The sequence below is a fragment of the Paenibacillus sp. YAF4_2 genome, from assembly GCF_052113225.1.
Lineage (GTDB): Bacteria > Bacillota > Bacilli > Paenibacillales > Paenibacillaceae > Pristimantibacillus.
Genome location: NZ_JBFRCT010000008.1, coordinates 53,108 through 72,998, shown reverse-complemented (window position 1 = coordinate 72,998; position 19,891 = coordinate 53,108). Strand labels below are relative to the sequence as shown.

Below are 19,891 nucleotides of genomic sequence, written 5' to 3'. Positions count from 1 at the left end.
ATTTTACGTATATATAGGGCACCGTTGGCAGGTATTCACTGTTTCCCGCTTTCGCGCTTCGCATACCACTGATTAACCTCATCTGTAATTTTGTCCCCACCCAGTTTGTACCAGTTATTCACAAATTGGTCGAATTCATTGATAGGTCTGCCCAAAATAATATTAAAGTAGGTATCATTCTGCAAATCACTTAGAATCTGCTGCTTATCTATCATGGTATCTGTTGGAGCGCCTACAAAACTCTCATACAGCAGCTGATCATTTTTTTCATATTGATCGATAATAGAGAAAGCTCCCGTAGGACCGTAAGTTTTCAGCCAGCCCCAGCCTGTTTCACCGGAATCCTTACCGGACAAATAGGTATCCATTCTCTTCTTAATATACTTGGCTTCATCCTTCATCAAAGCATTATTTCCGCTCCTGTTCGCATCCTCAATTTGACGGAACGCCTCCAGATTTTTGCGAGTTGGGGACGGTGTAACCGGTGATAGCTGCCATACGGCATAGGTCGTGTTGTAATACTTTTCATACTCCGCTGTTTGTCCCCAGTTTTTCTCTAGATGCAGATTAAACAGCTTGACGATGGCCTCCGGATGCTCATAACCTTTCTTGACCACGAAGTAGGTGTTCGTGTTGAATTTAAGTGGAACTTTGGCTGCGTCTCCAGTAGCAGACACGATCGGGTAAGCCTGCCAGTCAGCGTTCGGATTATTATCACGGCTTGTTTGCACTAGAAAGGAAGCCCATTGCTCGCCGTAGATCATGCCGATCTTCCCGGCTGCGATCAGCTTGTTAGCCTTCTCTCCGTCCTTCAAAGCAAACTCAGGATCAATCTGCCCTTGCCGGTACATATCCTGAATGACCTTCAAAGCTGTCTTGACCTCAGGCTGAATCCCTCCATACACGAGTTTGCCCTGCTGATTCTTTATCCATATATTTGGAAATGCATTATACCCGGCCATAAGATCCACAAGCCCCATAACAGGGTCTCCCAAATATTTGGTTGCCGCAATTCCGAAGGTATCGTCTTTGCCGTTATGATCAGGGTCATCCTCTGTAAACGCTTTCGAAATGGTCAATAGTTCCTGCATCGTTGTTGGCGGTTTCAGCCCTAGTCTATTCAGCCAGTCCGTTCTAATCCATAACAAGTCGGCATCTTCAATGGAGGAACTTGTCTGCGGAATGCCCATTAGCTTGCCTTCAATCGTTGCCGTCTCAAATGGACCATCACCTTCCTCACTGAGTACTCTCTTCGTAAGGGAAGAAGCATATTGTTCATAGACATCCGTCAAATCCTCGATCAGTCCTGCATTGCTGAGCTCCCGGAGCTGCTGGGCATCCACTGCGACTACATCCGGAATATGGCCTGAAGCAATAGAGGCACCAAGCTTCTGACGGTATAAATCCCCTTTGGCTGTCCAATTGTACTTGATTTTGATTCCGAGAACCTCTTCATCCAGCCTGGTCCAGCGATTATCCGCCAGGGTTTCCCCGGGCAGGCTTTTGATAAGGTTATCCAGTCCTTCCCCTGTTTCTCTGACAAAGGAAAGATCAATCGGAGGGTCGTATCGGCTGAAGGACGGGTCACCGCTTATTACTGGGGGATTGCTGACCTGCTCCTTCGGCGGTTTGACAGCGTTTTCTTCGTCACATGCAGCTAAGGTTGATAGAAACATAAATGCTGTAAGCATAAGCTTAGCTTGGTTTGACCTTGACCTTGGTATCCGCAACAGGATTACCCCTTTTCACTCGGGCGCAGCTGCGACGAGCTGTATGATATTCATTATCTTGTTTGACACTTGATAATACAATACACATCTCTTTATGTCGTTACCCGTTGTTTACTTTTTAATACTATGAAATGTACAGCAATTACAGGCTGCGTTCAAGTAAAAAAGCCGTGCAGGTTATTTACCCGCACGGTTATTTGGAGTTAAAACTATTCCTTCACGCTTCCAAGCTGCATGCCATGAACGAAATACTTTTGCATGAATGGATATACCACGAGAATCGGCAAGGCAGATACGATCGTAATCGCAGCCCGGATCGACACAGGTGTCACCATGTTTTGTACGGCGTTCATCGCGCTTCCGCTGCTGGATACAGCGGCATTGCTGTTAGAGAACATGGAAGAAGATAACAACTTCATTAACTCGTATTGCAAAGTGCTGAGATTCTCCTTCGAGGAGGCGTACAGGAATGTATCAAACCAAGAATTCCATTGCCCAACTGCTACGAACAGTGCGACTGTCGCCAGTACAGGCTGGCAAAGCGGAAAAATAATAGAGATGAAGGTACGGAAATCCCCTGCACCGTCTATCTTCGCCGATTCAATTAGTCCCTCCGGCAAAGTCTGAATATAAGTCCGGATGACAATCATGTTAAAGGCGCTGATCAGTCCTGGAATAATATAGACGTAGAAGCTGTTTAAGAGATGCAGATCCTTGATTAGGAAGTAAGAAGGGATCAGTCCTGCGTTAAAGTACATCGTAAGCACGATAATGATCGTAATCGGCTTGCGGAACACATACTCCTTCCTGCTTACCGTGTAGGCCAGCATAGAGGTGAGGAATAAGCTGAGCACCGTGGCGATAACTGTTCTTGCTACTGAGATCCAGAATGCATGGTAGATCGCTCCGCCTGCAAATACGGCCGTGTAGTTCTGCTGTGTCCAAACGCGCGGCCATAAGTAAATGCCTCCACGGATCGTATCATTACCGGCATTAAAGGATACAGCGAGCGTATTCAGAAACGGATATAAGGTAACAACAGCCAGCAAGATCATGACAATGGTATTAAACGAATGGAAGACAATCGGTTCTCCTCGAAGCTGCTTTGTTTTCATTTCAGATTGCCCTCCTATATCAGTCTGTCTTCGCCGAAACGCTGGGCGATTTTATTAGCTGCAAAAATAAGAGTAATACTAACGGCTGTTTTGAAGATGCCCGCTGCTGTCGCAAGCGAGTAGTTTCCGAGCTGCAAACCATACTTCAGTACGAAAATATCAATCGTCTGCGACCAGTCTATAACAACCCCGTTACCTAACAGGTACTGGACCTCAAAGCCTGCTTCAAGAATCCAACCGAGGTTCATAATTAGCAAAATAATAACGATGGATTTGATACCCGGAAGAGTAATATGCATCATTTTCTTATATCGGTTAGCCCCGTCGATTTCCGCTGCTTCATACAGGGAAGGATCGATGGACGTAATAGCCGCAAGATAGATAATGGCATTCCAACCAACTTCTTTCCATACATGGGATCCAGCTACGATTCCCCAGAAATAATGAGGCTTACTCAGCCACATAATTGGTTCATTAATAAAGCCAAGCTTCATTAGTACATCATTCACGATCCCGCCATCTACCGACAGCGTATTGGCAACAATGCCAGTTACAATGATCCATGATAAGAAGTGAGGCAGATAAGAAATGGTCTGTATGGTGCGTTTATACAGCTTGTTCTTAATTTCATTAAGCAATATGGCAAATACAATCGCTGTTACGAAACCAAACACCATATTAATAACGCTCATACCAATCGTGTTGCGGAGAACCCGCAGGAACGTTTCATCACTGAACAAAAATTTAAATTGCTTGAAACCTACCCATTGCTGCTCGGAGAAATGTTTTGCTGGACTGTAATTTTGAAAAGCCATAGTCCAGCCCCAAATGGGGTAATAAGAGAAAATTACTACGTAAATCATTATAGGCAGCGACATCAGCATGAGCTGCTTCTGGCCACGCATCCGTTTCATTACCGATAACTTGGTGCCGGCTTTCGCAGACGGCTTTGATGTCATTATCTCCGGGGTACTCGCCATCTTTCTCTCCTCCTTGTTCCGATCCTTCATATAGAGTGACTGCCGGAAGCAAAAGCTTTGCCTTTGCTTCCGGCACTTCATCCTATTTTCTTTTTATTTGCTAGTCCAGTTCTGAGTCCGCCATTGCAGCTGCTCGTTAATACGGTCTTCGTACGCCTTGACGTTAATTTTCTTGTAGTCGTTGACATACTCTTGCCATACTGCGTCGAACTTCTCAGGCTTCGCCATAATGGCTTTCGGCAAAAACTTAAGCGATGAATCTGTCATCTTCTTGTTGGCAACAGATGCGTCCGAGCCGTCAATCAGATCGACCTGCCATGCTGGATAGTCAACCCGGTTTTCTGGCGGTGCAGAGAAGAAATCTGTCCAGGTTTTGAACTTGTAAGCGTCCAGCAGTTCTTTATCTTCCGGTTTAAGCGAATCATAGAATTCCTGTGGCTGGCTGCCAGCATCTGTTGCATTACCGTCACTGAAGCTGCCTTCCATCTTCGGTGATGCAGCGTAGAAGGCATCTGCTTTGTTTGCCAGCTTCCAGGTAGGATCCTGTTGCTGCTTACGTTGTTCTTCGGTACGGTAGAACTTTCCATCGTCGCCTACCATATAGTCAACGCCTTCTTCACCCCATGACAACGTTTTTTGCCATTCCTCGCTCATAAGGGCATCAAGGAACTTAATAATTGCAACCGGATCTTTAGCATCCTTGCTGATGCCAAAACCGTTATTCAAGTTAGGCAAAGCACGATCCCAATAATAATCTTTGGTACCTGCATCATAAACAAGTGGGAAACCGACATACGTCTCACCGATCTTGTTCTGGGAAACAAGCGTATCTTCACCCGCCTGGAAGTTCCAGTGCTGGTCAAACATGCCAAGTACGCGGCCGGTCGAGATTTTGGCCAGGTATTGATCGTAGTTCTGAACAAATGCCTCTTTATCCATCAGACCTTCGTTATAAAGGCCGTTCAGTTCTTTATAGTAGCGCTTCGCAATATCCTTATCGGCGAAAACGGAAGCTACATCGTTATCGACCACAACACCACCGTCGTTCGGATGTCCTGTCAGATGCTCAGGTGCATTCAGCAGCCCGAAGGTCCGCCAGTCGAATGCAAGAGTTGTGAAGCCGATAGTCGGTTGACCGTCGCTTGTTGTCGGATGCTTGGCCGCGTAATTGCGAATGAGAGTAAGATATTCGTCAAGTGTCTTCGGAGTTGGATAGCCTGCTTCCTTCAAAATATCTTTCTGAATCCAGAAGGCCGGACCGGAATAGGAGTTGGAATGAACTTCGCCTTGCTGAACGCCGTAGTTCGGCAGCCAATAAATATGACCGTCGCTGGAGTCCTTCATCTTGTTCCATACACCAGCATAGTGTGCTTTTAGATTAGGTGCATACTGCTCAATCAAATCCTCCAGCGGAATAACCGCCTTTGCAGCTACAAGTTTTGTATCGGCCGTGATCAGATCCGGGTATTCGCCGCCGGCAATCATAACCCCCAGCTTTTGCTGCAGATCGCCTACCAGCATTTCCATATTGAGCTTAACCCCAAGCTCATCTTGAATCTTTTTGTAAATCCGATTATCTGCTGTAGGCGCCTGACTTGGTGAACCCAAAAAGGCCGAAATCGTAATTTGCTCTTTCTTATCCGTTGCCGTGTTTGCAGAACCAGATGTTGCATTGCTTGAAGCTGTCGGAGATTCTTTGCCATTGTTGTTATTACCGCCGCTGCAGCCCGCAAGTGTCAAGCTAAGTGCAAGTGTAAGCGACATCGTGGTTAACAGCGTCTTTCTTTTCATTACCCCCATTTTATTGCTCCTCCTTTAAATTCCTTATGTCCTTGCTTCTTTATTATGAAGAAATGAATACGCTTGCAACATACGCATACTTTAGATTTTTAACCCCCATAATTAAGTGGTTTTATAGTGGCTCCTATAATCTGCCGGCTTCATGAGCACCCGCTTCTCGAACTGCTTCATAAAATATTGATAGCTGCTGTAGCCAAGCTTTTCTCCGATTATATACAAGGCCTGATCCGTTTCGACTAATTGCTGCTTAGCTTCCTCCATGCGCAGATCATGAATGTAATCAACAATTCCTTTGCCGTATTTCTTCGCAAACAGCTGTCCCAGATAGACCGGATTCATATAAAAGCGTTCTGCAATATCTTTGATCGTCAAGGGATCCCTGTAATTCTGATTAAGAAATTCTGCTACCTTCACCGCTGTTCCGCCCGTATTCTTCTCCTGTAACAGCCGAATCCCCTTCTGGCTCTTCAGGCAAAAGCTAGTCAAGGCAACGGCCATTTCATACAAATTCCCGTTTCCTGAAGCACTTAACCTCTGTCCGAACCCAACAAGCAGTTCATCTGGATTACCTCCAAGCTCCTTATACACAGCCGCACAGCGCATCATAACCTGGGTACAAAAGATACTGACTAGTTCAGGAATTGTTCGGTTAGACTTGAAATTACAATAGGCCTCATGGATCGATAATTCCAAATCTCCCTCATCGCCACTCTCCAGCATTTCAATAATTGAATCCGCTGCTTTCAGAAAACTGGAATCATTGGAGAATCGGCTTACCTGGATATCTTCACAGAGAACAATCTCTGTCTCGCTKAAAAATAAAAMACGGCCGGCTTCCTCAGCGCTCTCCCAGGACATGAACAATTCATCCAGGCTGCTGGCGCTGTTGCCGACCGCTATTCCGACTTTTCCATGGACCCTGTTCTTCACGGTTTGCAGCAGCCGGTCCGCATACTCATGTATGCGCCCTTGCCTGTCAGCGGATTCGCCGCACGTCTGAAGTCCGATTACCAGGCCCAGCTCATCCTTATCCCCATCAATCAAGTAGCACAAATCCTGCTGAACAGAAAACTGGTGGGCTGCCTCACGCGCATTACCTAGACTTTCAGTATCCGCAATAAGCTGCATGCAGATCCATTCATCCACCTGTCCTGCAACTCTCTGCAGCAGCTCTTTAGCCTCAAGTCTCTCTTTCTCCACTCTGTTGAACAGAAGCCGAGATAAAGCACGTTTAGTTGCGCACCGATCTGCACTGGCCTTAATTAGGTGTTGACGTTCCCGCTCCTCAAGCGTCTCCTGCAATTGCAGCAGTACCGCATTTGCTTCCTTACTATTAATAGGTTTTGTCAAATAATGCGAAACACCAAGGCGAATCGCTCTCTTTGCATAGTCGAAATTGTTGTATCCGCTTGTAATAACGAACATCGTTGAATGATTGCCCATGGTGCGAGTCTGCTCAATCAGCTCCAGTCCATTTAGGACCGGCATTTGAATATCTGTAACGACGAGATCCGGCTTATAATTCCGGATATGGTTCATCGCATCCTCCCCATTATTACAAGCGGCTTCAATATGAAAACCGTACTCTGCCCAATTAATAAGCATCTCAAGGCCTTCAATTGCAATGGGTTCGTCATCTACCAGCAGAACTTTATACATGTATTTGCCTCCTTCTATTCCTTTACAGGCTCAAGTTTGGATAAAGGAATGTGGAATCCAGCTGCCGTTCCGTTATCAGGATTACTGCTGATCAGAAAACGGACATTCTCGTGGTAGAACAGCTCTAGTCTACGGTATACATTGCGGATACCGACATGACCTTCCATATCCTGATCGTTTCTTACTCTATCCATCAGCTGCTGCAGCTTTCTCTCATCCATCCCGACTCCATTATCGATTACCTTGATTTCAAGAGCTCGGTCACTAACCTTAGAGGTAACATGAATCAGCCTGTTCCCTTTTCTGACCTGCAAACCGTGCTTGCAGGCATTCTCGACAAGCGGCTGAATGCTCATTCTTGGGATTTTCATGGAGAGTGATTCCGGATCAATCTCAAAATGATAGTCGAACTGATCGCCAAAACGGAACTTCTCGATTTGCAGGTACATCGTAGTGAATTGAAGTTCCTCCTCCAGCGTCACAAGACCGTCCGCGCTCCGCAGTAGCTGGCGCATTAACAGCGACAGATTACTGATTATTTCTGTTACCTCGCAATAGCCTTTCTTCATGCAGACGATCAGCAGTGCATTTAAGGTATTGAAGAGGAAATGAGGGTTCATCTGGCTTTGCAGCATCGACAGCTCTGTCCGTACCTGCTCAAGCTCCATACTCTTTTGACGGATCTCCAGCTTATATACATCATTAATCAGCGTTGTAATTTTGCCAGTCATGACATTAAAGGTATGAATTAAACCTCCAATTTCATCTCGGCCTTCCTGAATGTCAATGAGCTCGAATTTCTCGTTCCTTACTTTCTGCATATGTCTGGATAACTTCTTCACCCGATAATGATAGGAACGGAAAATAATAAATATAAGTAAAGACGGTAGTACCGTACTAATCACAGCTAGCCAAATGATGGAACGGTGCGCATCCTCCAGCAGCTTGTCTATCCGCCGCGTATCTGCAATTCCTGTGAGCTTCCATCCCTTTGCATAACTGACATCTCCCAGCGTATGTTCAATGGTATAGTCGCTGCTTGCCACCGGCTCTTGAACCAGCAGCTCTTCCCGGTTAGACAAATCAGGACTTTGTAGTCCGCTGCTAACAGCAACTACCCGGTTCCGGCCATCCATCAGACGAAGCTGAAGACTGTCCAGCTCACGATCAAGAATGCGATTAATTTTATCTACATTTAAGTCAATACGTAAATATTTGGGGTATTTTGAAAATGAAGTGTACGTATTCATCTTGCTAATAACGCTGATTCGTTTGCCAGGACTAAATCCTGCACTCTCGTAATAGGCCGCTACTATAATGTTGCCATTAGATTGCTGAAGCGGCTTGATCCAGGAATCCTCATCAGCCGAATGGTCCATCACATAATAGTTTGCACCAGTCTGAATCGTAGGATTACCTGTATAAATACGAGCCTCCACAATATTCTCAGACATATAACGAGTTAACCGGTCTCGCAGTAATCCGTTGTACACCTCATAATAATCACTGGGGGAATCATAAGTCCGGTCCAGCACCTCATAGAGCGAATCATCACTGCCAATGGATCGACTGAGCGCGACGCTCTCGTCAATCATGCCAAGAAGCTCACCGGACGCTCGTTCTATCGATTTGCGCAAATTGTCCTGCTCACGTATCTTAATATCTTCCGAATTTCGTTGATAGAAAAAGAGATTGATGGTTACGATCGGAAGCAGCACACATAGTAAATAAATAAGAAGGAACTTGTATTTCAGCGGGATATCATTAATACCAATAATCCCATGCTTTCTGCCGTCCATATCAGTCACCTCTGACAAGCATTTTTGTAAGCGGAAGGCAGCTTCCCTGTAAGCGCTTTAAATTTGACGGTAAAATATTCCGTACTGTGATAGCCGAGCATTCTGGCAATGTCGGAAAGCCTCAAATCCGTTCTCCTGATCAACTTTTTCGCTTCGTCAATCCGAAGATTGTGAATAAAATCATGAAAGCTGGTACCTGTCGTCCGTTTGAACTGCTGCCCGAAATAAACCGGATTCAGATGGAACAGATCAGCCACATCTAGTATTTGCATCTTTTCCTGGTAATGGTTTTTCAAGTAGGTAATCGCTTCAGCAATGATTCTTTCCACTGCACGAGCTGGTTCATTCCGGTGCCTTACATGCACCGATACCTCCATACACTTCGCCTTAAGCCGCTCGCTTGTCCAGTACTTTGTACCTGTCGTTTCCTTGCACCAATTCAGCAGCCAACCGGACTCATCTTTCTCCTCCTCAGATCTTCGCAGCAGTTCACCACAAAGATACTCAAGAGCTCCTTGCAGCCAGCCGTACGTGAATGGCGTACCTTCATAACTTGCATGCATGCGATCAACGGTCGACTGTATGCGGTCAGCATCACCAGCTTCTATATGATTAAGCAGCTCTTGAGCAATGCTTGTTATGTCCACCAATTTGCAGTTATCGTGTTCATGTTTGCGGCACACCAAAAGACCGGATTTCACGAAAAATTGTGTATTGCGGCGAGATTCTAACATTTGGCTGTACAGCTCATGCAATTCTGACAGCTTGCAAGAACTCGCGCTGCTATAAACCGTCAGCTCTTCCAGCAAGACTGGCTGCGCAGCTGCAACAAGTGATAGAGCTGTCTCCCATTTCTCCTGCTCCAGCTGTTCATTCACGACAAGTAGTCCCGCACGCTCCGGACCATCTTCGAACAGCCACATCCGAATGCTGTCATCGTGGAATATATGACTAACATATTGCTGGAGTTGGACTGCAATGGACAGAGTCTCTGCTTCAGACTGGCTATCCCCGCTTCGATTTGTCTGATCAGCAGATTCAGCCAAAAGTAGGGTCACCTGTGAATCCCCTTCTACTTCGAGCATCCGTTCAGCAGCAGCGACAGCAGCAGCTCCGCCGCATTTGGCCAGTCTTAAAATTGTGGCTGCTTCCACCGCAGCTCTCTCTCTCTTAACTTCTTCCTTGGCTAATAGCGCTTTATCCAGCTCTTCCTTCAGTTCCGTGAGAATGCTGTGAATCTCCTTCAGCATTAAGGGCTTGAGTACATAATGATCAACCTGATAGCGCAGCGCTTGCTGTGCATAAGTAAATTCCGAATAACCGCTTACGATAACGGTCCTGGCTTCCAGTCTAAGCTCCTCTTTCATCACACGTATTAGTTCAATACCATCCAGTACGGGCATCTGAATGTCTGTCATAACCAGATCCGGCTCGTTTGTCTTAATTAAAGCAAGCGCCTCTTCACCGTCTTTTGCCGTTCCACATAATTGATAGCCGAACGCCTGCCAGTCAATCAGCGTTTCCCAGGCTTCCAGCATATAGGGCTCGTCGTCCACTACTATTGCTTTGTACATCATTAACACCTGCACTTTATCAAGAAGTCAGCTTACCTTGCAACCGCTTTCGAGATGATATGTTTAATTATCTGGCCAGCAGTAGGGTTAAACAATACACATCTCTTTATTTCCTTACCCGTTGTTTACTTGTTGAGCAGAAAAATGACTGTACAGCCGTTTGGGCTGCCTGCCGCTGTTATATCGTTAAGCGGGTTAAGCCCCATAATTAGACAGGTGTTCATCACCTGTTCCCAAGTAGTAAACTCGTTCTTGCAAGCGCATTCAATTGCATCCCCCACATGAATCCCCCTTCTTAGAGCTGCCTCCTACTTAGCTGACACCGCGCCGACCGCTGTATATTTGCGGGGTATCCCTGTACTTCCTAGATTTCACATACAACCAAATATCAAAGGAGTTGGGTATTAATGAGAAAGAGCAAGTCAAGCTGGATTCTGAAGCTGTTCACACTGGTGGCCCTTATAATAACGCCATCCCTGCTGAACAGTAATCCGGCAAATGCATGGTCAGGAATGACCATGTCCAAGCTTCATGTAAGCGGCAATCAGCTTGTGAACAGCAGCGGTCAGCCTGTACTGCTGAGCGGTTGGCATCAGCCTTCCGGCTCTTACTGGACGTATCAGGACAGCAGCTACTATCTAGATCAGTATGGCGGGAACAGGCATGCGGCGGTTCTGGCGTACCTGAAGGACATTACTGATACCTTTACCAGCACATCAAACAAATACGGCAACAATCATGGCTGGTATATGAACCAGGTCCGCCTGTTCATTGATCGTGAGGACATGGGCGACGTGGCGGCCGGTACCTACAATTTTGCAGGCTTACAGTCCGTCACTCAGGATGTTATCATTCCGTTCATTAACTACGCCAAGACCAAGGGAGTATATGTCACGCTTGGACTTGACTTCACCATTCTGAATAACCAAGCGACTACACAGGCTAATCTAGACAAATTCAATCAAATCTGGGGTTATCTGTCCTCCCAAACGGCAATCAAAAGTGCGGACAATGTCATGTTCGAGCTTATCAATGAGCCGGTCCAAGCTTATGCCAACGGTTCTTGGGGCGGGAACCCTGCCCAAAGTGACTTCGTTGCCTACTGGAATTCTCTCAAGACGTTCCAGAACTCAATCATCTCAACTATCCGCAATAATGGAGCAGATAATGTGATCTGGGCGTCAGGACTTGGTTGGGATCAATATTATCAGCTGTGCGCTTCTTACCCGCTGACTGATCCGCTCAACAATTACGGTTATGCCGTTCACTGGTATCCTGGTTATGGCGCCCATGATGATTACGCAACTCTGCAGCAGATCTGGGATGATACCATCAAGCCTTGTGCCAACAATTATCCAATCAATATTACCGAGACAACATGGTTCAAGACATTATCCGGAGACTCTTCCTATTGGGATTTGTTCAACGGTTCCAACGCAGGCTTTGGTAAGAATACGAAAGCAATCTTTACAGCGGCTGGCAATGTCAGCATCGCCGTTCATATGAACGGCTTCCTGCTGGAACCGGGTACAAGAAGCTCCTTCGCAGATCCTACGGCTGGATTAAAGTATGACGGCAATACGGCGAGAGACGGCATGGCCCACTTTATATTCGAATGGTATTACGAAAGGGCGCAGCTGCATCCATGGAACGGAATCTGGAATGGCATACAGTCCGGATCGACCTACAAGATTATTAACCGGGCTTCCGGCAAAGCGTTAGAAGTGCCAGGCGGGGCAAACACAAATGCACTGCAGCTCCAGCAATACACAGACAATGGCGCAACCGCACAGCAGTGGGTTATCACAGATCAAGGCACCTACAACAATTACTACAAGCTCCAGAGCGTCAGCTCGTCCGACAGCAAAGTCATGGATGTACGTAACGGTACAAAAAACAATGGAGAAGCTATTCAGCTTATGTCGGATTACAATAATACCCCGCAGCAGTTCCGACTAATCAAGCTGAGCAACGGGTATTGGAGCATTATTAACGTTAACAGCAATAAGGCGGTTGAAGTTGCTAATTCTTCAACAGCCAACAATGCTCTGATTCAACAGAATTTGTATCGGGGCAACTTGAATCAGCAGTGGCAGCTAGTGAAGATTAACTAACATAACAATCGGGGCAACCGCTACAAGATGGCTGCCCCGATTGTTTGTTCTATCGTATTATCTGAAGAGTAGCTGGGAGAAATGGTACAAATCATTTTTCCAGACCGGCCAGTCATGACTACCGCTCTCCTCATACCAGAGGTGTGGAATATTCTCCTGCTTCAGATAGGCATGAGTTCTGTCGCTGACATGCTTCAGCTCATCAAGCTCACCACAAGACAACCACAGCAGACGCAGTTGCGCTGTCGATTTCTCCGGATAAGGCAGCAATTGCTCGGGATCTCTTGTATTTGGCGCGGCAGAGAATGCCCCTACCCATTCAAAATAATCGGGATTATTAAACCCCATATTCAAAGATTGCCCGCCTCCCATGGATAGACCGGCTAATGCTCGGTTCTCAGAGCCTGTTAGGACTGGGTAAAACGACTCTACAAAAGGAATCAAGTCATGGAGCAAATCAGATTCAAACGTTTCGAATGCTTTTATTTTATCAGGGGCAAATATATCTCCCTCAGCCCGGTCATTAATCATCGCACGCCCATTTGGGAGAACCACGATCATAGGAGAGAGCTTATTATCCGCAAATAAATTATCTAGAATAACCTGCGGATCACCATGTTTATACCATTCCATCTCATCTCCGCCAATCCCGTGCAAGAGATACAAGACATTATACTTTCGTTCCTCTGTATACCCTGGAGGTGTGTAAATCATGCAGCTGCGTTTGCTGCCAACCGTGCCCGATTCATATTCGACTGTCGTTATATGACCATGAGGAATGTCCTCCCTATACTGGTCATAGCCGAGTGGAGCTGATTCAAGAAACATTTATTCCTTTCCCCTTTCAATCTATTAATAAATAAAGTAGCATCTCCAGCTCATTGACAACAACCTGTTAAAAACGGTTTAATTACCGTACAAGTTATAGGTAGTTTTTTACCTGAATATTACTAAGTCCTTTTCTGTATATTTGAGGCAATCCTTGTCCTTATGAATGGAATAATGGGAATATACAGCATGTAAAAGGAGAGACAAATAGATGAATCATATTCACTATGTAGAAAGCGATGCTACGCACGCAAGTAATTTTATATTTGATATTCCTCAAGGCCATCACTGCTGGCTTCTGGTCATCACCAAGACCCCCGCTCTATTCTGGGTTAATGGAGAACTCAAGAAATACCCGCCCCACAGCGCAATCCTCTACCAAGCACAACAAAAAATATATTACCAGGCCTGCGCTGATAAATATGTAAACAACTGGATCCGGTTTGAGTCGGACGAGCCGTTCGTTTCAAAAACATCGCTTCCATTTGGCATTCCATTTTCTTTGGATGATCCGGACTATTGCCACAAGCTGTTCGAGCTGCTAGTTATTGAACATAATTTTAATAGAGATTACAAGAAATCCTCCATCGATTATCTACTCCATACGTTGTTCAATAAGCTATTAGAGTCCTACTGCCATGATGGCTTTACGACACAATATTACGATTTATTAAGACTACGAGCAGCTATTCAGAGCAACCCGGGCGATCACTGGACGGTTCCGAAAATGGCGGATTCCCTCCGAATCAGCCCGGGTTATCTACAGACCATTTACAAAAAGACCTTTGGTATTTCCTGCATTGAGGATGTCATCAGCAGCCGAATTCGTCTAGCCAAAGAATATTTATTTCACGGCTCTCAAACCATTACCGAGGTTGCTTATCGGTGCGGCTATCAAAATGTGGAACATTTCTGCCGGCAATTCAAACAAGTAACCGGTTACTCGCCGCGAAAATTCCAAATGCATACCGACTCTTTCGAAGAGTTTCAGGACGTACCGGTCATTCCGTCGAAATCAATCGATTCTCCTTGAAAAATTCTCCTACGAGGAATTTCATCCTATCATTAGGCTTTTCCTTGGCAAACTCGGCTTGATCCGCGAACTTCATGCCGTACGGTGCATCAGGCGTATAAGGCTCCCAACGCGGCAAATCCTCTCCCGTAGAATCTTTGCCGTTCGGATCTCCGGCACGGATGAAGTTCGCCCAGTAATTGCACATCTGGCGTGCCAGATCGTAATGCTTGCCGACAAAAGGCCGCCAGCATTTGGCAAGGGTCTCGAAGAAGAACCAAAGATCTACCGAATGAAAGGTTCCTGGATTATCCCACCCTGGAATTTCTGCATCGAAATTGTAATAGTAAAGTGGAATATCAGCTCCGGTATCGGCATTAGCCTGACCAGCAATCCTTATAGCGTATTCGATTGCGCTTACCGAAGCTTTGTTTATGACCTCTTCAAGGTTGCCGGATGAGTACCCGCATAGCTCCAGAAATGTCTTGGCCTCATCACCGAATAGATCAACCGCCATCGTATGGATCTCGTCCAGCGAGACAGCCTCCGGAATGCTGAAAAACTCGGATGACGTATGGCCGAACATGACCGGCACCAGCCAGCGCTTGTTCTGGAGGAACAATTCGAAAGCGTTGCCCACACTGAACTTATTGTCGATGACCGTACCCCAGAATGCTCTATATTCCACCATCTTGTCCCGGACATACACGGCATCCAGTTTCCGGGCTTCTTCAAGCGAGGAAACATCAAGGAAATCAAAGAATTGAATACCTTCTTGTTCGGCTTCCTTCAATGTACGCTGAAACTTCGGCGCTCGGGTGCTTGGGTAAAGCTTCGTAAATATGCCGCTCTGAACAATCGCCCTCTGAAAGAGGTCATTGTTCTGCGGTGAGGTGAGCTGGCCCATGACGCTGCCGCCACCAGCAGATTGTCCGCCGATGGTCATGTTATCTGGATCACCGCCAAAAGCCGTGATGTTGCGTTTGACCCATCTCGTAGCCGCCTGCTGGTCGAGATGGCCGAAGTTTGCAGGCGCTTCCGGCGCTTCTGCCGTAATTTCAGGATGGCTTAGAAAACCAAATACGTTCAGGCGATAGTTGATTGTGACCACAACAATGCCTCTTCGGGCAATACGTTCGCCGTCGAACTCCATTTCCGACGGATGCCCCACCTGCAAGCCGCCGCCAAAATACCAGACGAACACCGGCAGCTTTTCATCCGCACTTTTAGCCGGAGTCCATACGTTTAAGTAGAGACAATCCTCATTCATGGCAATGTCCGGCTCCACCGCCCATTCCCGTGTATAAATATTGTTATCGTCGAGTTCCTGTCTGACCTGCAACGGAATCGGCGAATATTCGTAGGCTTTCCGAACGCCATCCCAATCGTTGGCCGGCTGCGGGGCACGCCAGCGATTTTCTCCTATAGGCGGAGCGGCAAAAGGAATTCCTTTGAAGCTCGTAATCCGGGGATCAGCCGCCGGCAGCCCTTGTACCATCCCGTTTTCCACGTTTACAACTCTAAGCATGTATCATTCTCCCTTCAATCGAATCATTACTTGCCGGCTGTTGCATCGGCGCGCATTTTTACGATTTTTTGAGCTTTTTCTGTATCGACAGCAACGACATCATTCCAACCGAGTCCCACTACATCGCTCTTCATCTTTGTCCATAACTGATCGAATTCTGCTTGGCTCTTAGCGAATACCATTTTCCAGGATGTATTTTTTACAAAATCAGAAATCTGGCTGCGTTTGTTTTTAATGTCAGACGAATCACTTCCAAGACTTGTATTGATATTCGGCACGATATCAATCATATTGTTCTTCATGTAATACTCGGTTGCATTTGCTGCGGTATAGGTATTCTGCCAGTCTGTAGTGAGTGCCGTTTTGTTTGCCTCGATAGTTGAGCTCCAATAAGTGCTGTTATAAAATTCTCCCGTTTCCGGATCTGTGACAAAATCACTCATAATCATACTGTTAATCTTGCTTTGTCCATCCTGGTATCCGCCGCCTCCGTACTGATCCGGAACCGGAGTGTTTTTTTGGAAGGCAGTTTGTCCTATTTCGGTAAGCTTCAACTTGCCATCTTCAGTCTTTTCGTAATTGAAGCCTTCAAATCCGTTTGTATAATAACGCAGACCTTCAGGCGAAGCCATCCAATCAAGCAATTCCATAATTCTCTCCGGTTCCTTTGCTTTTGAACCAATGGCAAATACTCTTCCATTTCCGTAATAAGCATCACTACTCTGAATAATATGAGTGTCAGCAATCGGAACAGCCATATTCCCATCACCATTTTTGCCTCTTTCAATCGAATTGTAGAAGCCTCTCTGCCAGGAGTACCACAAGAGAAGAACCTGCTTGTTGGTCAGCTTTTCCGAGACCTTATTCCAATCCTGGGAGGCAGAGTCGGGATCAACAAGCCCCATTTGATTGGCTGTAAAATAGAATTGCAATATCTTCTTGTACATACTGTTATCATCTATAAGCGGAACAATATCACCTTTTGCATTCAATTGAATGGTCGATGTTCCGTCTGGCTGCTCATAGCCGTACCAGTTGCTGAGCCAGCGTACATTTTCCATACTTCCGCCATCCCAGTCCTTCCAAAGGGTTATCGGAACGATTTTTTTGCCGTCCGGCGTAGCAGGATATTTCTTTTGCATTTCCTTCAATACATTCAGAAGATCAGTTAAATTATTGATCTTGGGAGCTCCTACTCCCTTGTAATAATCCCAAGGCATAATCGGACTGGAGTAAGGGATTTCTTCCGAGAATGTGGTTGGAGAAGTATCCGCTTCAAATGTCGGCATGGCGTAAATTTTCCCGTCCGGATTCACCTTATCGAAGGCAGCATTAAAAGGCTTGAAATGATTGTCCACATATTTGGACAGGTATTGCGTGTTTTTCACCTTGTCCGTGATATCCATCACTAGCCCTGCCGGAATTAACTCTTCCAGTTGACTGTTATCAACGATTAGGAGGTCACCCAAATTCCCTGCTGCCGTTCTAGTCTTGTATAGCTGATCACCGGCAACCTGAGGAGCGAGAATGTTAAGCGTGATATTAAACTTATCCTTGATAAGCTTTCCGTACCAGCCCGTCTGCTCTCCTTGGTAATTGGCCGCATTATCGTAAACGGTAACAGTCAACGGCTTACTGTGATCGATCCCTTTGCCGGACTGCGATGTGCCCGTCCCATTACTAGGCTCTGATGACTTACTTGGCGATGGATTGGAAGCGTTCTGACACCCAGCTAATGTTGTCGACAACAAGAAGATACCTGCAGCCGATAACAACGTCCATTTTTTATTGCTGCTCTTCATTTACATCCCCCCGAATCATTTCATTTATTATAATGGCGCAAGTTAACCTTTCACTGCACCGATCATAACTCCCTTTACGAAGAATCTTTGGAATATTGGATAAATCAGTAAAATTGGCGCTACAACAATAATGGTCACGGTCATTCGAATAGATGTAGTGGTCTGTTTTGTCGCCAAGCTTGCCATGGCTGTTGAACCGGCATTTTGCAGGTTGACCATGGTAGATAACGAGCTTGCCTGATTAATATAGTTATAGAGTATGAACTGCAAGCTATACAGCTTGCTGTCCGTAACAAGCAGCAGTGTATCCTGAAAGGAATTCCATTGATCTACGGCCGAGAATATAGCAACAGTTGCTAGAATAGGCTTGCTTATAGGCAGCATGATTCTGAAAAAGAGAGTCATAATCCCGGCTCCGTCAATACTTGCCGCCTGCTGCAATTCTTTTGGGGTTGATTCCACAAAGGTTTTTACTAGAATGATGAAAAATGGGGCTACGATTGTTGGCAAGATGTAAGCCAAAAAGTTGTTGGTCAAATGTAAAGATTTCATAGTCAAATACCATGGAATAACTCCAGCATTAAAAAACATCGTAACAACCGTAAATCGATACCAGAATCTTCTCCCCCACATATCCTCCTGGGTAAACATAAATCCTAGAAAAGCGGATGCGCCGACCGTCAAAGTCGTACCTATTACAGTTCTGCCTAGAGAGATTACAGCAGCGTCCCATAATCCTGGTATTTTAAACACATCCAGATAGTTCTGGAAATGAATATGCTTAGGGAAAAATACAACATCGCCTCTGGCACTAATATCGTTCGCACTGATGGTGTTAATGATAATGGAGTAAAAGGGATAAACGCATATAAGAGCAAACAGGGAAAACATCGTATAGATCAAGACAGAAATCATTTTATCTGTGGTGCTGGTCTGTAATTTCACTTTACTCATACGATGCTCTCTCCTCTCAGCCATTTGGACAACCTGTTCACGGAAAAGAGCAGCACCACGCTAATCAAGCTCTTCAGCATACTGATCGCGACGGAAACGGAATAACTGCCGCCTCCCATTGCGAGGTTGTATACATATAAGTCCAAAACTTGTATGGTATCTTTGTTAAAAGCATTCTGAAATACGAAATATTGCTCCAAACCATTATTCAGGAAGCTCGCAATTTGCAGCATTAATAATACAAAGTAAGTCGGGATCATGCTTGGCAATACAACATACCAAATAATCTGCATCCGTGTCGCACCGTCAACATGGGCGGCTTCATAAAGAGAATCATCGATCCCCATAATTGCTGCAATATACAAAATGGCGGACCAGCCCAATGCTTTCCAAGTCGACCACATCCACATCGTAAACCAAACATGGTCAGAGTTTTGAAGGAATAATATCGGAGAATCGATAAATCCAAACAACTTTAAAAAGCCATTAATGATCCCTTCACTCGAGAACATGGAAAATGCCATTGAATAAACCAATACCCAGCTGATAAAGTTTGGAAGGGTCGTTACCGTCTGTATAAATTTCCGGAATCGGACCGCTTTAATCTCCGTCAAAAATATGGCAAAGACCATAGGAAGCCAGGAGAAAAGCAGATTTAAGCCGCTCATGCCAAACGTATTTTTTATAATTTGAAGAAGTTGATCTATTTTCACTTGGTTTTCGACCAAAGAACGAAACCACTTTAGACCCACAAAGGGCGACTGAGATAGAGGAATAGGTGGCGTATAGTCAAAAAATGCATATACCCATCCATAAAGAGGGTAGTAGGCAAAAATACCAAGTAAGATCATAAACGGCAGTATGTAAAGAAATTTTATAAATGAAGTTCTACTCTTGTTGTAAGGAATTCGCATCGTTTTACACCACCTGATTATAAATTAATTTATAATTCCTAATATTCAGAAATTAATGCTTGAGGCTGAGTTAATTGCCGCT

15 protein-coding genes are annotated in these 19,891 nt (G+C 45.5%); 2 read left to right on the top strand and 13 right to left on the bottom strand.

The window, feature by feature from the left end; translation table 11 throughout:
* Positions 1-35: 35 nt before the first annotated feature.
* The 8 genes from AB4Y93_RS19005 to AB4Y93_RS18970 form a co-directional block, all read right to left on the bottom strand.
* A complete protein-coding gene (locus AB4Y93_RS19005; RefSeq protein WP_441894636.1) occupies positions 36-1,691 on the bottom strand; it encodes an extracellular solute-binding protein in 1,656 nt (551 codons plus the stop codon).
* Positions 1,692-1,939: 248 nt separating this feature from the next.
* Positions 1,940-2,845, bottom strand: coding sequence for a carbohydrate ABC transporter permease (locus tag AB4Y93_RS19000; RefSeq protein ID WP_441894427.1), 906 nt, complete (start codon positions 2,843-2,845; stop codon positions 1,940-1,942).
* Between the two features lie 14 nt (positions 2,846-2,859).
* Positions 2,860-3,825 carry an ABC transporter permease gene (locus AB4Y93_RS18995; protein WP_441894426.1) on the bottom strand — a complete coding sequence of 322 codons (966 nt, stop codon included), beginning with the start codon at positions 3,823-3,825 and terminating at the stop codon, positions 2,860-2,862.
* A gap of 93 nt (positions 3,826-3,918) precedes the next feature.
* The gene (locus AB4Y93_RS18990) at positions 3,919-5,625 is read right to left on the bottom strand and encodes an ABC transporter substrate-binding protein (protein WP_441894425.1); all 1,707 of its coding nucleotides are present in this window, start codon (positions 5,623-5,625) and stop codon (positions 3,919-3,921) included.
* A gap of 102 nt (positions 5,626-5,727) precedes the next feature.
* A complete protein-coding gene (locus tag AB4Y93_RS18985) occupies positions 5,728-7,284 on the bottom strand; it encodes a response regulator transcription factor (protein WP_441894424.1) in 1,557 nt (518 codons plus the stop codon).
* Positions 7,285-7,298: 14 nt separating this feature from the next.
* Positions 7,299-9,083 carry a sensor histidine kinase gene (locus AB4Y93_RS18980; protein WP_441894423.1) on the bottom strand — a complete coding sequence of 595 codons (1,785 nt, stop codon included), beginning with the start codon at positions 9,081-9,083 and terminating at the stop codon, positions 7,299-7,301.
* A 5-nt stretch (positions 9,084-9,088) separates the two neighbouring features.
* Positions 9,089-10,660 carry a response regulator transcription factor gene (locus tag AB4Y93_RS18975; protein WP_441894422.1) on the bottom strand — a complete coding sequence of 524 codons (1,572 nt, stop codon included), beginning with the start codon at positions 10,658-10,660 and terminating at the stop codon, positions 9,089-9,091.
* Positions 10,661-10,782: 122 nt separating this feature from the next.
* Positions 10,783-10,938 carry a hypothetical protein gene (locus AB4Y93_RS18970; RefSeq protein WP_441894421.1) on the bottom strand — a complete coding sequence of 52 codons (156 nt, stop codon included), beginning with the start codon at positions 10,936-10,938 and terminating at the stop codon, positions 10,783-10,785.
* Positions 10,939-11,064: 126 nt separating this feature from the next.
* Here AB4Y93_RS18970 and AB4Y93_RS18965 point away from each other — a divergent pair, with 126 nt between their 5' ends.
* Positions 11,065-12,771, top strand: coding sequence for an RICIN domain-containing protein (locus tag AB4Y93_RS18965; RefSeq protein ID WP_441894420.1), 1,707 nt, complete (start codon positions 11,065-11,067; stop codon positions 12,769-12,771).
* A 57-nt stretch (positions 12,772-12,828) separates the two neighbouring features.
* On the opposite strand, the gene AB4Y93_RS18960 is transcribed toward AB4Y93_RS18965, so the two are convergent.
* Positions 12,829-13,599 (bottom strand): alpha/beta hydrolase, encoded by a 771-nt coding sequence (locus AB4Y93_RS18960; protein WP_441894419.1) that lies wholly within the window; start codon positions 13,597-13,599, stop codon positions 12,829-12,831.
* A gap of 211 nt (positions 13,600-13,810) precedes the next feature.
* On the opposite strand from AB4Y93_RS18960, the gene AB4Y93_RS18955 reads away from it, so the two are divergent.
* Positions 13,811-14,632 (top strand): helix-turn-helix transcriptional regulator, encoded by an 822-nt coding sequence (locus tag AB4Y93_RS18955; protein WP_441894418.1) that lies wholly within the window; start codon positions 13,811-13,813, stop codon positions 14,630-14,632.
* Here the strand turns inward: AB4Y93_RS18955 and AB4Y93_RS18950 are convergent.
* From AB4Y93_RS18950 to AB4Y93_RS18935, 4 genes are read right to left on the bottom strand one after another with little or no spacing between them, the layout of a single operon-like run.
* Positions 14,601-16,139: a carboxylesterase/lipase family protein gene (locus tag AB4Y93_RS18950; RefSeq protein ID WP_441894417.1), complete on the bottom strand. Its 1,539-nt coding sequence runs from the start codon at positions 16,137-16,139 to the stop codon at positions 14,601-14,603. The two genes, AB4Y93_RS18955 and AB4Y93_RS18950, sit on opposite strands and share 32 nt — an antisense overlap.
* Before the next feature lie 26 nt (positions 16,140-16,165).
* Positions 16,166-17,941, bottom strand: a complete 1,776-nt coding sequence (locus tag AB4Y93_RS18945; RefSeq protein WP_441894416.1) for a hypothetical protein — start codon at positions 17,939-17,941, stop codon at positions 16,166-16,168.
* A 42-nt stretch (positions 17,942-17,983) separates the two neighbouring features.
* A complete protein-coding gene (locus AB4Y93_RS18940) occupies positions 17,984-18,895 on the bottom strand; it encodes a carbohydrate ABC transporter permease (protein WP_441894415.1) in 912 nt (303 codons plus the stop codon).
* On the bottom strand, positions 18,892-19,623 hold the full coding sequence (locus AB4Y93_RS18935; protein ID WP_441894414.1) for an ABC transporter permease subunit: 732 nt from the start codon (positions 19,621-19,623) through the stop codon (positions 18,892-18,894). The genes AB4Y93_RS18940 and AB4Y93_RS18935 overlap by 4 nt, the downstream gene beginning before the upstream one ends.
* Positions 19,624-19,891: the final 268 nt, after the last annotated feature.

Bases quoted from the DNA above. Each gene is read 5' to 3' on its own strand.
- AB4Y93_RS19005 (WP_441894636.1), bottom strand. From the start codon at position 1,691: ATGCTTACAGCATTTATGTTTCTATCAACCTTAGCTGCATGTGACGAA.
- AB4Y93_RS19000 (WP_441894427.1), bottom strand. From the start codon at position 2,845: ATGAAAACAAAGCAGCTTCGAGGAGAACCGATTGTCTTCCATTCGTTT.
- AB4Y93_RS18995 (WP_441894426.1), bottom strand. From the start codon at position 3,825: ATGGCGAGTACCCCGGAGATAATGACATCAAAGCCGTCTGCGAAAGCC.
- AB4Y93_RS18990 (WP_441894425.1), bottom strand. From the start codon at position 5,625: ATGGGGGTAATGAAAAGAAAGACGCTGTTAACCACGATGTCGCTTACA.
- AB4Y93_RS18980 (WP_441894423.1), bottom strand. From the start codon at position 9,083: ATGGACGGCAGAAAGCATGGGATTATTGGTATTAATGATATCCCGCTG.
- AB4Y93_RS18975 (WP_441894422.1), bottom strand. From the start codon at position 10,660: ATGATGTACAAAGCAATAGTAGTGGACGACGAGCCCTATATGCTGGAA.
- AB4Y93_RS18965 (WP_441894420.1), top strand. From the start codon at position 11,065: ATGAGAAAGAGCAAGTCAAGCTGGATTCTGAAGCTGTTCACACTGGTG.
- AB4Y93_RS18960 (WP_441894419.1), bottom strand. From the start codon at position 13,599: ATGTTTCTTGAATCAGCTCCACTCGGCTATGACCAGTATAGGGAGGAC.
- AB4Y93_RS18955 (WP_441894418.1), top strand. From the start codon at position 13,811: ATGAATCATATTCACTATGTAGAAAGCGATGCTACGCACGCAAGTAAT.
- AB4Y93_RS18950 (WP_441894417.1), bottom strand. From the start codon at position 16,139: ATGCTTAGAGTTGTAAACGTGGAAAACGGGATGGTACAAGGGCTGCCG.
- AB4Y93_RS18945 (WP_441894416.1), bottom strand. From the start codon at position 17,941: ATGAAGAGCAGCAATAAAAAATGGACGTTGTTATCGGCTGCAGGTATC.
- AB4Y93_RS18940 (WP_441894415.1), bottom strand. From the start codon at position 18,895: ATGAGTAAAGTGAAATTACAGACCAGCACCACAGATAAAATGATTTCT.